The organism is Streptomyces sp. NPDC047853 (assembly GCF_043204535.1).
Classification (GTDB): domain Bacteria; phylum Actinomycetota; class Actinomycetes; order Streptomycetales; family Streptomycetaceae; genus Streptomyces.
In genome coordinates, this window is record NZ_JBIDCI010000010.1 from 234913 (window position 1) to 248360 (window position 13448).

The 13448-nt window shown below is 73.7% G+C and carries 13 protein-coding genes; 9 read left to right on the forward strand and 4 right to left on the reverse strand.

Going from position 1 to position 13448, the window contains the following annotated elements; genetic code table 11:
* The first annotated feature begins 133 nt into the window (after nucleotides 1–133).
* Both ACGF5T_RS20655 and ACGF5T_RS20660 read left to right on the forward strand, forming a co-directional pair.
* The gene (locus tag ACGF5T_RS20655; RefSeq protein WP_361016836.1) at nucleotides 134–814 is read left to right on the forward strand and encodes a class I SAM-dependent methyltransferase; all 681 of its coding nucleotides are present in this window, start codon (nucleotides 134–136) and stop codon (nucleotides 812–814) included.
* A gap of 79 nt (nucleotides 815–893) precedes the next feature.
* A complete protein-coding gene (locus tag ACGF5T_RS20660; protein WP_366766214.1) occupies nucleotides 894–1385 on the forward strand; it encodes a DoxX family protein in 492 nt (163 codons plus the stop codon).
* 73 nt (nucleotides 1386–1458) lie between these two features.
* Here ACGF5T_RS20660 and ACGF5T_RS20665 read toward each other — a convergent pair whose 3' ends face one another.
* Nucleotides 1459–2043 carry an RNA-binding S4 domain-containing protein gene (locus ACGF5T_RS20665; protein ID WP_392888747.1) on the reverse strand — a complete coding sequence of 195 codons (585 nt, stop codon included), beginning with the start codon at nucleotides 2041–2043 and terminating at the stop codon, nucleotides 1459–1461.
* A gap of 279 nt (nucleotides 2044–2322) precedes the next feature.
* Between ACGF5T_RS20665 and ACGF5T_RS20670 the strand changes: the two genes are divergently transcribed.
* Both ACGF5T_RS20670 and pip read left to right on the forward strand, forming a co-directional pair.
* Complete coding sequence (locus ACGF5T_RS20670) at nucleotides 2323–3036, forward strand: uracil-DNA glycosylase (protein ID WP_356607959.1); 714 nt, start codon at nucleotides 2323–2325, stop codon at nucleotides 3034–3036.
* Nucleotides 3037–3112: 76 nt separating this feature from the next.
* Entirely contained in the window at nucleotides 3113–4108 is a 996-nt protein-coding gene (pip, locus tag ACGF5T_RS20675) for a prolyl aminopeptidase (RefSeq protein WP_366766215.1), read from the forward strand.
* A gap of 100 nt (nucleotides 4109–4208) precedes the next feature.
* Here the strand turns inward: pip and ACGF5T_RS20680 are convergent, their stop codons facing one another.
* Nucleotides 4209–4679: a GNAT family N-acetyltransferase gene (locus ACGF5T_RS20680; protein WP_366766216.1), complete on the reverse strand. Its 471-nt coding sequence runs from the start codon at nucleotides 4677–4679 to the stop codon at nucleotides 4209–4211.
* Entirely contained in the window at nucleotides 4676–5203 is a 528-nt protein-coding gene (locus ACGF5T_RS20685) for a RidA family protein (protein ID WP_366766217.1), read from the reverse strand. The genes ACGF5T_RS20680 and ACGF5T_RS20685 overlap by 4 nt, the downstream gene beginning before the upstream one ends.
* 645 nt (nucleotides 5204–5848) lie before the next feature.
* Here ACGF5T_RS20685 and ACGF5T_RS20690 point away from each other — a divergent pair.
* The 5 genes from ACGF5T_RS20690 (at nucleotide 5849) to ACGF5T_RS20710 (ending at nucleotide 11452) form a co-directional block, all read left to right on the forward strand.
* Complete coding sequence (locus ACGF5T_RS20690; RefSeq protein ID WP_361018463.1) at nucleotides 5849–6616, forward strand: nucleotidyltransferase domain-containing protein; 768 nt, start codon at nucleotides 5849–5851, stop codon at nucleotides 6614–6616.
* Between the two features lie 253 nt (nucleotides 6617–6869).
* Nucleotides 6870–8756, forward strand: a complete 1887-nt coding sequence (locus ACGF5T_RS20695) for an FUSC family protein (protein WP_366766218.1) — start codon at nucleotides 6870–6872, stop codon at nucleotides 8754–8756.
* A gap of 51 nt (nucleotides 8757–8807) precedes the next feature.
* Complete coding sequence (locus ACGF5T_RS20700) at nucleotides 8808–10274, forward strand: amidohydrolase (RefSeq protein ID WP_366766219.1); 1467 nt, start codon at nucleotides 8808–8810, stop codon at nucleotides 10272–10274.
* 147 nt (nucleotides 10275–10421) lie between these two features.
* Nucleotides 10422–11111, forward strand: a complete 690-nt coding sequence (locus ACGF5T_RS20705) for a DUF899 domain-containing protein (protein ID WP_356607945.1) — start codon at nucleotides 10422–10424, stop codon at nucleotides 11109–11111.
* A gap of 155 nt (nucleotides 11112–11266) precedes the next feature.
* On the forward strand, nucleotides 11267–11452 hold the full coding sequence (locus ACGF5T_RS20710) for a hypothetical protein (protein ID WP_053129041.1): 186 nt from the start codon (nucleotides 11267–11269) through the stop codon (nucleotides 11450–11452).
* A gap of 68 nt (nucleotides 11453–11520) precedes the next feature.
* Here ACGF5T_RS20710 and ACGF5T_RS20715 read toward each other — a convergent pair whose 3' ends face one another.
* Nucleotides 11521–13386 carry an ABC transporter ATP-binding protein gene (locus tag ACGF5T_RS20715; RefSeq protein WP_366766290.1) on the reverse strand — a complete coding sequence of 622 codons (1866 nt, stop codon included), beginning with the start codon at nucleotides 13384–13386 and terminating at the stop codon, nucleotides 11521–11523.
* Between the last annotated feature and the right edge of the window lie 62 nt (nucleotides 13387–13448).

A 13448-nucleotide genomic window follows, 5' to 3' on the forward strand; every position in this document is an offset into this window, starting at 1 on the left:
CCCTCCGCCGGCAGGCGCGGGCGCTGGTGCCCGCGGTTCGGGCGCGGCCGGACGTTCACTCGGACGGGTGAACCGACTCGTGAGGGGAACGGGCGTGCGGAGGCGGTCCGTTGGATCGGACATGGAGCTGAAAATGCGAGAGGGACACCAGGGGACGGGACCCGGGGCCATCACCCCGGACGGCTGCGCGGTCGAGCTCTATTCACGGCTGCCCGCCGGAGCCGAGCCGGACGTCATCGCTGCCGCCGTGCCCGAGGGGGCGCACATCCTTGAGCTGGGCAGCGGCGTGGGACGCATGACCCACCCGCTGCTGGACCGGGGGTTCACGGTGACCGCGGTGGACGAGTCCGCCGAGATGCTGGAGCACGTGCGCGGGACACGCACGATATGCAGCCCCATCGAGGACCTCGACCTGGGAGAGCGCTTCGACGTGGTCCTGCTGGCGTCGTTCCTCGTGCACGCCGGGGATGTCGAGGTGCGGCGAGGACTGCTGCGCACCTGCGTCCGCCATGTCGCGGAGGGCGGCTGCGTCCTGATCCAGAGAGAGGGGGCGGACTACCACACGGACCTGCCGCGCGAGCGGGTCGACCCCAGCGGATTCACCGTGCGGATCGTGTCGTCGGAGCCGGTCGGCGACGGAGTCCACTCGGTGCGCGCGGAGTACGAGTTCCCGGACGCCGTCTGGACGCAGACCTTCCGGGCCCGGCCCATGACCGGGGACCAGTTCGAGCGGGCTCTGGGGGAGGCGGGGCTCCGGGTGGACCGGCAGCTGACCGAGGACGGGACGTGGGTGAGGGCGCTGCCCCTTTCCTGAAGGGGCCGGCGATGAGTTCCGGGCCGACGGGCGGTCCACCTCCCCGACAGCGTTCCGGACCCCTCCCCAGGAGACCCACATGTCCCAGCCCGTCGCCCCCACCGTCTCCGCCGCTCCCACCGCCCCTTCAAGCCCTGGTGCCTCCGCGGCCTCGGCGACGCCCGCCGCCAGCGACCGCGGGCGGGGCGCCCGGACCGTCCTGCGCGTGGTGCAGGTGCTCCTCGCGGTGTTCTTCGCCATGGCGAGTGCCCTGCCCAAGCTGATCGCGCACTCCTCGGCGGCCGACAGCTTCACCGAGATGGGCTGGGGCAACGCGGGCATGTTCGCCATCGGCGCGCTCGAACTGGCCGGTGCGGTCGCCTTGTTGGTCCCGGTGCTGCAGTCGGTGGCCGCGACGGCCCTCAGTGCTCTGATGGTCGGCGCGTTCGTCGTCCAGCTCACCTACTTCGACGGGGAGAACGCCGCCACCCCCGTCATCCTCATGGTGCCGCTCCTGGTCATCGCCTGGGCCCGGCGCGGAAGCAACGAGGAGCTTCTCCGTCTTCTTCGGGTGCGGCCCCGGCGCGTCTGAACCGGACGGGCGCCCTGGCGCAGACATCGCCGCGGATGACGCCTGCGGCAGGGCCCGCGAGCAGGGCGCGCTCTCAGGGCCTGGTCTCGGCATCCCTCCGGGCGCGGCTGAGGCTTTCGAGCCCTCGCAGCCGTTCCAGTTCGCGGCGATCGCGTTTGGTGGGGCGGCCGGCGCCGCGGTCGCGGATGCCGGCGGGGGCGACGGCCTCGCGGGGCGGGGGCGGCGGGGAGTTGTCGACGTAGCACTGGGCGGCGACCGGGGCGCCGACGCGCTTGCGGATCAGTCGCTTCACGACGACGACGCGTTCCCTGCCCTCCTGCCGCAGGCGTACCTCGTCGCCGACGCGCAGGGAGTACGCGGGCTTCACCCGCTCGCCGTTCACCCGGACATGGCCGCCCCGGCATGCGGTCGCGCCGAGGGAGCGGGTCTTGATGAGACGCACGGCCCAGATCCAGCTGTCCACACGGACGGTCTCACCGTTCTTCGGCCCGGCGGCCTCGGCGGCGGCGATCGCGGCAGCGGTCTTGGGGTCCGGGGGCTGGGAGCCGCCGGTGGCCGTGTCGCCCGGGCCGGGCTGCCCGGTGCCACGGCCGCCGGCCGCCTCGGACTGCTGTCCGGCGGCCCCGCCGTCGGCCGCGGTCCCGGCCTTCCCCGCGATGTCGCCGTCGGCCGGGTTCCGGGTCTTCGTCGCCGCGATGCTGCCGTCGGCCGTCGTCCTGGCCTTCGTCGTGTCGGCGTCCCGTGGGTCGGCCGTCCCGCCGTTCCTGCCCTCGTCATGCTCGCAAGCCATGGTTCGACCTTAGCCGTCCGGCCGGACGAGGGAGACCTCCATTTACGGCGGACCGGCACTGCCGGGGTGCCCCTGCGGCCGCAGGCCCGGTGGCCTTGTCCGCAGCGGACTTCCGACGGCGGGCGGGCGGCGTTCTACGGTGGAGGCATGAACAGCAGCGGCCTCTCCGTACTCGACCGGCGGATCGAGGAATGCCGGGCCTGTCCTCGGCTCGTCGACTGGCGGGAGGAGGTGGCCCGGACCAAGCGGGCGGCCTTCGCCGACTGGACCTACTGGGGGCGACCCGTGCCGGGCTTCGGTCCGCCCGACGCGCGTCTGCTGATCGTCGGGCTCGCCCCCGCGGCCCACGGAGGCAATCGCACCGGCCGGATGTTCACCGGGGACCGCTCCGGGGACGTGCTGTACCAGGCGCTGTACGACGTGGGACTCGCCTCGCAGCCCACCGCCGTCCGTGCGGACGACGGTCTGGAACTCCTCGGCGTGCGCGTCACCTCGCCGGTGCACTGCGCCCCGCCCGCGAACAAGCCCACCCCCGCCGAACGCGACACCTGCCGCCCCTGGCTGACCCGGGAACTGGGGCTGCTGAGGCCCACACTGCGGGCCGTGGTCGTGCTCGGCGCCTTCGGCTGGCAGGCCGCACTCCCGGCGTTCGCCGAGTCGGGCTGGACCGTGCCCCGCCCTCGCCCCGCCTTCGGGCACGGTCGCCACGTCAGGCTGGATGCCTCCGACGGTCCCGGCCTGGACCTCTTCGGCTGCTTCCACGTCAGCCAGCGCAACACGTTCACCGGCCGCCTCACCCCCGAGATGCTCCGGGACGTGCTGCGTACGGCGGCCGACACGGCAGGGCTGCCCACGGCGTGAGCTCCGGCACACGGAGCACGGGCCGAAAAGAACTGAGCGGCCAGGCGCAACGGCGCTACGGCGCTACGGTGCACCGATGGCCCTCTATCCCGAGATCGAACCGTACGACCACGGCATGCTCGACGTCGGTGACGGCAACCGCGTCCACTGGGAGACCTGCGGGAACCCACGGGGCAAGCCCGCGCTGGTCCTCCACGGAGGGCCGGGGTCCAGCGCCGGTCCGAACCTCCGGCGTTACTTCGACCCCGCCGCGTACCGGATCGTGCTTCTCGACCAGCGCGGCGCCGGACGCTCGGTCCCCCCGGCGAGCGACCACCACACCGACATGAGCGTCAACACGACCGCACACGTCATGGCGGACCTCGAGCGGCTCCGCGCCCACCTCGGCATCGAGCGGTGGCTCGTGTGGGGGGTGTCGTGGGGATCGGTATTGGGGCTGCGGTACGCGCAGACACACCCGGGAGTGGTGTCCGAGCTGGTGCTGACCGGGGTCGCCACCGGCTCCGGTGCCGAAGTCGCCCTCCTGACCCGCGGGTTGGGGAAGATCTTTCCCGAGGCCCACGAACGATTCCTGGCCGAGCTGCCCGAGAACGAACGCGACGACGATCCGGCCGCCGCGTACAACCGCCTGCTGGAGTCGCCGGACGTCGCCGTCCGGGAGCGGGCCGCGCGCGCCTGGACCGACTGGGAGACGGCGACGATCCCCGCGCCGCCGGGCTCGGTCGCCCGGTTCGAGGACCCGGAGTTCCGCTTCGGCTTCGCGCGCACCGTCACCCACTACTGGGGCAACGACCACTTCCTCGGCGACGGCAACGACAAGGGCGTGGTTCTCCGGGACGCCCACCTGCTGAAAGGCATCCCCGGCACCCTCGTGCAGGGCAGCCTCGACTTCGGCAACCTCCTCGGTGTCGTCTGGCAGCTCCACCACGCCTGGCCGGACAGCGAACTGGTGGTCGTGGACGAGGCCGGGCACGATGCCGGTGCCCTCGGCGACCAGGCACTGGTGGCGGCGACGGACAGGTACGCGCGCACGGACACGGGGCGCGGGACACCTGACGCCGCCTTCACCTGAGGCCGGTGCCCGATCCCGACGCGCCCCGGTCGGAGGTCGGGGATCGGAGGTCGGCGGAAGGACGGACGCTGCCGTACCGCCTCCCTGGCCGAGTCGCCGCCTAGGGCTGCCACAGGTACCGCACGTCCGGCTCCCGCTCCTCGTTGTCTGCGCCGTCCGTCCACTCCACGGCGGTGAAGCCGTGCCGCTCGTAGAAGCGGTGGGCGGGCGCGTTGGCCTGGAAGGTCCACAGGGAGAGCCGTCCCGGCGCGCGTTCCTTGGCCAGCGCGACGAACCGGTCCCCGATCCCGCGCCCACGCCATTCCGGGGCGAGGTACAACTGCGACAGCTCCTCGCCCTCCAGCACCATCACGCCGACGACCTCTTCGCGCGCCGTCTCCGCCACCCAGGTCTCACGCAGGGGCACCACCACATGGTGGAAGTACTCCCGCACCTCGTCGTCGGACCGCGGTCTGACGACCGTGGGCAGCGCGGCGGCGAAGGAACGCAACCAGACGTCGGCCGCGCCGCGGGCATCGGCGGCCGTCGCCTTCCGAAGGACGACCGCCTGTCCGTCCGCTTCCCCGCTCACGGATGCTCCCGCCTCGTCACGTCGACGTTCGTCACGTCGGCGTTCGTCACGGCGGTGGTCGACACGTCGGAGCTCGGCGCGGCGGCGGTCGGCGCGGCGGCGGTCGGCGCGTCGGCGGGCGCGTCGTCCGGTACCACCGCCGTCGCCGTGATCTCCACCAACTGCCCGGGATATCCGAGGCAGCTCACCCCGAGCAGAGTCGAGGAATGCGGGCCCGCACTGAGCCCCGACGCCTCGACGACCTCCCAGACGGCGGCCAGGACGCCGGGCTCGGCGCTCACGACGTACACCTCGGTCGACAGGACGTGGCCCAACCCGCTCCCGACGGCGCGCACCTGCTCGGTGAGGTTCGCGATCACCTGCTCCGCCTGACGGACCGGGTCGCCCTCGCCGACCAGCCGGCCCTCCCCGTCGAGCGGAACGGACCCGGCCAGGAAGGCGAGCCTCGTCCCGGCCTCGACGACCGAGGCATGAGCGTAGGTGGGCGGCGGGAACAGGCCGGGCACGGTGACGCGCTGGATCACGGGGACTCCTGGGGCGGTGGGCGATCGGCCTCCCGATCGTCCGCTCTCCCGACTGCCTCCGCACTCGAATATCCGGCTCGCTCTCCCCCCGCTCGCGCGCTGAGCCGTGCCCGCAACTCGCGCACCCGGAATGCGGCCCGCCACCCGCCCCGCGGTGGACCTGCGCGTCACGGCCGCAGCGGCGGCCCGGAAGGCGGCGCCACGCTCCACGGCCTCCACCCGGTCCACGGCGTACAGGCGTGTCGGCGGCGCCGAGCGGAGGTACGGGTGGCTGCGCAGCAGATCGGGCTCGCCGAGCAGCCGGCGCACCATCTCCGCAGTCCACCCCCTGGCCCGCAACCCCGCCGCCGACACGTGACCGCGCCCCGGCCCGGGCTCGCCGCCGCCGGGCTCTCGGGCCCGTTCCCCGCTCTCCTTCTCTTTCTCTGTCGGCCCGAGGCCGCCGTCGTCCCGCCTGCCCTGCCGGCCAGGGCTTCCTTCGTCGCGCTTCCACGATGCCATCACGACACGACCTCCCCCGCCGCTACGCTCAGTGACGCTTCCCTTGATAACGCGTGCCACTGACAATCCACTCGTGCCGCGTACCGACCGCGCGTACGCTTCGGCGTCCACCCGACCGCACCCTCCCGTCAGGAGCCCACGGCAGTGCCCTTCCTCGCGGACCGGACCTTCCTCGACACCACCGCCGACCGACTAGCCGCCCTGCCCACCGTCCGGGCCGTCACCCTCGGCGGCTCCCGCGCCCAGGGCACGCACCGGCCGGACAGCGACTGGGACCTGGCGGTCTACTACCGCGGCGCCTTCGACCCGGCCGACGTCCGTGCTCTCGGCTGGCCCGGAGAGGTCTCCGAGGTCGGCGGCTGGGGCGGCGGCGTCTTCAACGGGGGAGCGTGGCTGACCGTCGACGAACGCCGGGTGGACCTGCACTACCGCGACCTCGACGTGGTCGAGCACCAGGTGGCGGAGGCGCAGGCGGGGCGCTTCGATGTCGAGCCGCTCATGTTCCACCTGGCGGGCATCCCGACGTACCTGGTCGTCGCCGAGCTGGCGATCAACAGGGTGCTGCGCGGCGAACTGCCCCGCCCTTCGTACCCGGAGGCCCTCCGCGCCACGGCCCCGGAGCGCTGGTACGGCGCGGCCACGGCCACCCTCGCCTACGCCGGAGCCGGCCACGCCCCCAAGGGCGCCCTCACCCAGGTGGCCGGCGCGATCGCCCTCGCCACGACGCAGACGGCGCACGCGGTGATGGCGGCACGGGGGGAGTGGGTCACCAACGAGAAGGGGCTCGTCGAACGGGCAGGGCTGGGCACGATGAACGGGCTGCTGGCGACGCTGCGGCCGGATCCGCGGTCCCTGTCACGATCGGTGACCGAGGCCGAGCTGATGTTGAGCGAGGCAGTGGACGCGGGCTGACCACGACGGTAGTGGGGCCGGAGTCGCACCCGGCTCCCAGGAGCCCGACGGCTCGGCCCGGTCTGGCCCGTCAGGCCCGACGGCCTGGTCCCGGCCCGGCCCAGCCCGCCCGGCCGACTTCACATCACCGAAACCCGTCCGTTTCCGGCCCTTGGAGAACCGGCCGTACGCTTGACCGTGCACCACCCGGCCCGGCCACCGTCGCTCGAAGGCTCACCCCCGCCCTCGACCGACGACAGGAGCCCCGCCCCCCGTGTTCCGCACCCTCCGCCGTGCCCGCCCCGTCGCCCTCCCGCTTCCGCCGTGGCTCGCCCACGCCCTGAGCGCCCAACGCGGCCCGGTGCCCTGGAGCGCGGTGGTCCGCGGCGCGCTGGCCGGAGGGCCGCTGCTGCTGGTCGCGATACTCGCCGACCGGGCGCACCTGGGGGTCGTCGCCGCCATCGCCGCCATGCTCGCCGGCATCAACGACCGGCCGGGCAGCCGCCGTACCTCCGTACGGCGGATCGGCGTCCCCGCGCTCGCCGGAGCGGTCGGGCTGCTCGTGGGGACGTACTCCGGTGACCACCTCGACGCCGTACCGCTGACGCTGGTGCTGACCGGCCTCGGACTGGTCGCGGGCGGGTTCAGTGCCGTCGGAACCGTGGCTTCCGGGGCTGGCACGCAGTTGCTGGTCACCACCGCCGTAGGGGCCGGGATGCCGCTGCCCGGCCCCGCCTGGCAGAGTGCGCCGGCCTTTCTCACCGGCGCCGGGTGGCTGCTCGTGCTGCGGCTGGCGCTGCCCACACCCGGTTCCCTCGGCGGGGAGTCCCGCCTTGCCTTCCGCTTCGACGGGGAGCGGGCCGCGGTCGCCGCCGTCTACGATGCCGTCGCGGCGCTCCTGGACGCCGCGGGCACCGAGCACGCCGTCGCCCGCAGGGCCGCGCTCACCGCCGCCCTCGACCAGGCGCAGGACGCGCTCACCGGGCCCCGGCTGCGACGCCATGCCTCGTCCGCGGACGAACGGCGGCTGCACGCCCAGTACGCCGCCGCGTTGCCGCTGGGGGAGGCGGCGACCGCCCTCGCGTGGGCCGAGCGGTCCCTCCCGCCGCGGACCGGTGAGGGCCCCCGGCGGCTCGCCGCCGCCGTCCGCGGCAACACCCCGGCCGGTCCGCTGCCCGCGCCCAGCCGCACCGAGCCCGCCCTGCGCGCCCTGGACGACGCCCTCCTGCACGCCGCCGAGGCCTTCGACCGGGGCCGGGGCCGCGACCTGCACACCCGCAGGCGGTCGGCCGTCTCCCTGCTGCGCACCGCGCTCGGCGCCGGCGGACGCGAGTACGGGCTGCGCGCCGGGCTCTGCTTCGGGGCCAGTGCCGCCGTCGCCCAGGCCCTGCACCACGGGCCCTGGCACGGGGCCCACCAGCACTGGTACTGGCTGCCCGCCACCGCCGTCTTCCTCGTGAAGCCCGACCTCGGACCGCTGGCGTCCCGGGTGCTGTGCCGGGCGGCCGGGACGGTCCTCGGGGCGCTGCTCTTCGCCGGGCTCGCCGCCGTGCTGCCCCGCCCGGAAGGGCTCGTGGCCCTCGTTGCCGTCTGCGGCGCCCTGATACCGGTCGCCGCACGGCACTTCGCCGCGCAGACGACCGTGGTCACCGTCCTCGTCCTGGCCCTGATCATGGTGGCCGGTGAACCCCAGGCCTCGGTCAACCGTATCGGGGAGACCCTGCTGGCCTGCGCGATCGTGCTGGTCGTCGGGCACCTGCCGATGCCGGGGCAACGGGGCGGCGGCGTCCGTACCCGCATCGAGGCCGCCGACGCCGCCGCGCACGCCTACCTCGCCCACGTACTGAGCGAGTCCGGCGACCGCGGCACCCGGTGGACGCTGCGCCGCGAGGCCTACCGCACGCTGGCCGAAGCCCGTAACGCGATCGCGCTGACCGCCGCCGAACTGCCCGCCCTCGCGCGGCACTCCGAGGGCACGGACGAGGTCGCCGCGGTCCTCGAACGGCTCGTCGACACCACCACCGCGTGCGCCGTGCACCTCGACGACACCGGTCGGCTCACGCCCCGCCACACCGCACGGCTCGCCGAGCTGAGAAGCGAACTCGCCGCGCGCCGCGGGCCCGTGGCACTGCACGAGCCCGCACCGCGTCCGGCCGGGTGAGCATCCCGTCGGACGGCTTCCACCTCACCGCCCGGGCCGTACGTTGGCGTGATGACCCCCTCCTCCCGTGAGAAGCCCCCTGGCCCCCGTGAGAAGCTCCCTGGCCGCCGTGAGCAGCCCACCGGCTCCCGTGCCCGGTCCATCGACAGCCACGAGCAGCCCACCGAGGGCCTCGGACCCGCCGACCTGGTCATCACCGGCTGCACCGTCCTCGTGCACGACGATCGCGAACGGATCGGTTTCGCGCAGGACGCGGCCGTCGTCGTGCGGGACGGTCTCGTCGACTCCGTGACGACGGCCGCCGCCGTGGCGGACCTTCCCGCGGCCGACCGTATCGACGCGCGCGGCCAGGTCGCCCTCCCCGGGCTGATCAACTGCCACACGCACGCGCCGATGGTCGCCCTGCGCGGGCTGGCGGAGGACCTGCCCACCGAGGAATGGTTCAACGACGTCGTCTGGCCCGTCGAGTCCAACCTCACCGAACGCGACGTCGAGCTGGGGGCCCGACTGGCCTGCGCCGAGATGATCCGCGCGGGCGTCACCTCCTTCGCGGACCACTACTTCGCCATGGACACCGTCGCCGCCGTGGTCGCCGAGTGCGGGATGCGGGCCCTCCTGGGCCAGGCCTACTTCTCCTCGCAGGGGCCCGAGGGGCGGGAACGGTCCCTCGAGTTCGCGCTGCGGCACCGGGACACCGCCGACGGCCGCATCACGACCGCCCTCGCGCCGCACGCCCCCTACACCGTGACCGACGCCGACCTCGCCGCCACCGCCGGACTCGCCCGCGACCACGGCCTGCCCGTGCACCTGCACGCCGCGGAGAACCGCGACCAGACCGACACCAGCCTCGCCCGGCACGGCGTCACGCCGATCGAGATCCTGGAACGCACCGGGATCCTCGACACCGACGTGCTCCTCGCACATGGCACCGGCATCGTCGAGGGCGATCTGCCGCTCCTCGCGCGCGCGGGTGGGCGTACGGCCGTGGCGACCGCGCCCCGCGGCTACCTCAAGTTCGCCTGGCCCACCACCACCCCCGTCCGCGCCCTGCGCGACATCGGCGTCCCGGTCGGCCTCGCCACCGACGGCGCCGCCTCCAACAACTCGCTCGACGTATGGGAGTCGATGGCCCTCACGTCCCTGATCCAGAAGGCGACCGAGGGCGACCCCCGCTGGCTCTCCGCCCGTCAGGCCCTGCACCACGCCACCGTGCAGAGCGCCCACGCGGTCGGGCTGGGGGACGTCGTCGGGCGGATCGCGCCCGACCTCCGGGCCGACCTCGTCCTCGTCGACCTCACCGGCCCGCACACCCAGCCCGTGCACGACCTCGCCGCCACCCTCGTGCACAGCGCGCGCTCCGCCGACGTGCGCACGACGATCGTCGACGGGCGCGTCCTCATGCGGGACCGCGAACTGCTCACCCTCGACGTCCGCGCGGTGGTGCGGGAGTTGGGGGAGCGGCTGCCCGCCCTGACCGACCGGGGGCACGGCCGGCGCATCCAGGCGTACGACACCTGATCATTCAGGCGTACGACACCTGGTCCGCGCCGCCGACCCGCATCCGCAGGGCGGCTCGGAAAAGAAATCCACCGAGCCGCGATGAGTTCCGCTCGTTCCGGCGGTCACCACCCTTCGACCGATCGTCGCACCGGAGGAGCCGCAGCCATGTCCCTGCCCGAGATCGTCACCCGCGCGGAGTGGCGCGCGGCGCGCGAGGCCTTACTGGACAAGGAGAAGGCGGTCACCCGTGCGCGGGACGCGCTCAACGCCGAGCGGCGCGGGCTGCCGATGGTGGAGGTCGACAAGGAGTACGTGTTCGAGGGCGGTGACGGCAAGGCCACCCTGCTCGACCTCTTCGAGGGACGCGACCAGCTCGTCGTCCACCACTTCATGTTCGCTCCGGAGTGGGACGCCGGCTGCCGCGGCTGCTCCGCGTTCCTGGACCAGACAGGGCACCTCGCGCACCTGAGGGCCCGCGGTACGTCGTTCGCGGCGGTCTCCCGGGCGCCGTACCCGAAGATCCTTCCCTTCAAGGCGCGGATGGGCTGGACCCTGCCCTGGTACTCGTCGTACGTCAGCGACTTCAACACCGACTTCGAGGTGACCCTGGAACGTGAGGGCCAACTCGTCGAGCGCCCCGGACTCAGCTGCTTCCTGCGGGACCGCGACCGGGTCTTCCACACCTACTCGACCTACGGGCGTGGCCTCGACGGACTCGGCTCGACCACCAGCCTCCTCGACCTGACCGCGCTCGGCCGGCGGGAGCCCTGGGAGAAACCCGAGGGGCGCGCGTCGGCGCTCGGTGCGCCTGTGGAAACCGAGGGAGTCCGCTACCACGACGAGTACGAGGCCTGACACACAGAGTGGCGAACACGGCCGAACGGCTGAGGCGTGGGTCACACTTTGCGGTGAACGAGTGTCAACTATGTCTCAGTACCATCACCGCACGAGCCTTTGGCTCCATGGTTGGCGTTTAACTCTACGAGTACAGCGCTACATGGAGGTGCGGGGTGAACGGGCGAACGGTGCTCGAACGCTTTCCCGCCGGCGGACCGCGTGGATCCTGGCCGGCCGAGGAGTTCGCGAACGCGCGACGTCTGGAGGGCCTGCCCGCCGAGGTCGTCATGGATCTCGCCACGGACATGTTCCTGGTCATCGTCCGCGGCGGACACGCCGCCGGTGACGCGGCCGCCTGACGCGCCCGGTCCCCTGCGCGGCCGGTCCCCTGTGCGGCCGGTCCCCTGACTAGCCCGCCCCCGAGCCGTCAGCCCGCCTCCGGTGCGTGCACCGGCGCCTTGGTGAACTGCTCGGCCTGCAACGAGTACAGCTCCGCGTAGACCCCGCCGGTGGCCAGCAGCTCGTCCGGCGTCCCGGACTCCACGAGCCGGCCCTGGTCGAGGACGTGCACCAGGTCGGCATGGCGCACGGACGCCAGGCGGTGGGTGATCAGGACCACCGTCTGCCCGCGGCCGGCCAGGGCGCGGATCTTCTCGAAGACCTCCAGCTCGGCCCGGGCGTCCAGGGCCGCCGTCGGCTCGTCCACGATGAGGATGCGCCCCCGCCGGTACGCGGCGCGGGCGATCCCGACGCGCTGCCACTGGCCGCCGGACAGCTCGTGCCCGCCGCTGAAGTCCCGGGCCAGCAAGGTGTCCAGTCCGCGTGGCAGGTCCGCGACCACGTCCTGGGCCCCGGCCTCGGCCACCGCCTCGGCCAGGCGTTCCTCACCGAGCGGCATCGAGGAGCGGCCCACGGCGACGTTCACCCGCGCGGTGAACGGCCAGCGTTTGAAGTCCTGCGCCACCATGGCGATGCGTTCGGCGAGCCCGTGCCGGTCGGCCGTCGCCGCGTCGACGCCGTCCCAGGTGATCCGGCCCCCGTCCGGCGTGTACAGCCCGGCGAGCAGCTTGACCAGCGTCGTCTTGCCCGAGCCGTTCTCACCGACGAGGGCCACGATCCGGCCCAGCGGCAGCGACAGGGTCACGTCGTCGAGCGCCGGGCGGGTCGCGTCCCCCGGGTAGCGGAACGTGACGTTCTCGAAGCGGATCTCCTTCGGGTCCTCGGGCAGCGCGGCACCGCCCATCGGAATGGCGCGGGCGGCGGCCTCCCTGTGCAGCCGTTCCAGGTCACCGACGAACAGGGCCTCCTCATGGAGCGCGTTGACCTCCACGACCAGGGTGCCCAGGCTCTGCGAGCCGGTGCGGACGGCGATCACGGCCGTACCCGCCACCGACAGGGCCATCGCACCGCCCAGCAGCAGCCCGCCGAGTGTGACGTAGGTGGCCGCCGTCGCCAGCCCCGTCCAAGCCGCCGCGATCAGCCCGGTACGGGCCGCGAGGCGGGCCAGCCGGGCCTGCTCCGCCTCGGCGGTCTCCGACATCGCGCGGAAGTGCCGCAGCAGGAAGGGCCCCACTCCGTGCACCCTTATCTCGGGGGCCGCGGCCGGTTCGATGAGCAGTCTGGCCAGGAGCCGTCCCGCCCGCTCGTGCTGGACCCAGGCGTGGAAGGACTGGTACCGGCGGCGGGCGAGGGTCAGCGCGCTCCAGGCGCTCGGCAGGGTCATCGTCACCATGAGCGGCAGCAGCGCCGGATGCAGCACGGTCAGTACGCCGGCCGCCGCGACGAGCGAGATCATCGCGTTCACCACGCGGGTGCCGATCGAGATCATGCGCCGCGCTGAGGCGGCGCCGTACTGGGCGGTGTCCAGGAGCTTGTGGAAGGCGTGGTCCTCGATGGCGGACAGTTCCACGGCCGCCGCCCGCTCCAGGTAACGCTCGGTGGCCACCCGCTCCACCTTGGGCTCCAGCCGCCCCGTCGCGTACGTCGACGCCGCCCTCAACAGCGCCGCGACGAGCATCGCCGCGGCCACGGTGATCAGGGCCGGGACGGTCTCGCGCAGCCGTTCCTCGATCGGGCCGGCGGTCAGCAGACCGGCCAGCACGCTGTTGACGGCGAGCAGACTGACCGCCTGCGCCAGTCCCCGGCCGACCTCGGCTGCCAGCACCGTCCGCGCCGCCTGCGGGTCGGCCTGCCGGGCGAGCCGAAGGCTGGAGGCCAGCAGGGACGGCAGCCGGGTCAGCATCGCCCGGAAGCCCAGCTCCATGAAGGCGTCGGCGTGCTGGCTCCAGCCCATGTCGTAGCGGAGCGGGCCGCCGAAGAGCAGCCGCTCCGAATCCGACACCCCGGCTGGTTCCG

Bases quoted from the DNA above. Each gene is read 5' to 3' on its own strand.
- ACGF5T_RS20655 (WP_361016836.1), top strand. From the start codon at position 134: ATGCGAGAGGGACACCAGGGGACGGGACCCGGGGCCATCACCCCGGAC.
- ACGF5T_RS20660 (WP_366766214.1), top strand. From the start codon at position 894: ATGTCCCAGCCCGTCGCCCCCACCGTCTCCGCCGCTCCCACCGCCCCT.
- ACGF5T_RS20670 (WP_356607959.1), top strand. From the start codon at position 2,323: ATGAACAGCAGCGGCCTCTCCGTACTCGACCGGCGGATCGAGGAATGC.
- pip (WP_366766215.1), top strand. From the start codon at position 3,113: ATGGCCCTCTATCCCGAGATCGAACCGTACGACCACGGCATGCTCGAC.
- ACGF5T_RS20700 (WP_366766219.1), top strand. From the start codon at position 8,808: ATGACCCCCTCCTCCCGTGAGAAGCCCCCTGGCCCCCGTGAGAAGCTC.
- ACGF5T_RS20705 (WP_356607945.1), top strand. From the start codon at position 10,422: ATGTCCCTGCCCGAGATCGTCACCCGCGCGGAGTGGCGCGCGGCGCGC.
- ACGF5T_RS20715 (WP_366766290.1), bottom strand. From the start codon at position 13,386: ATGGGCTGGAGCCAGCACGCCGACGCCTTCATGGAGCTGGGCTTCCGG.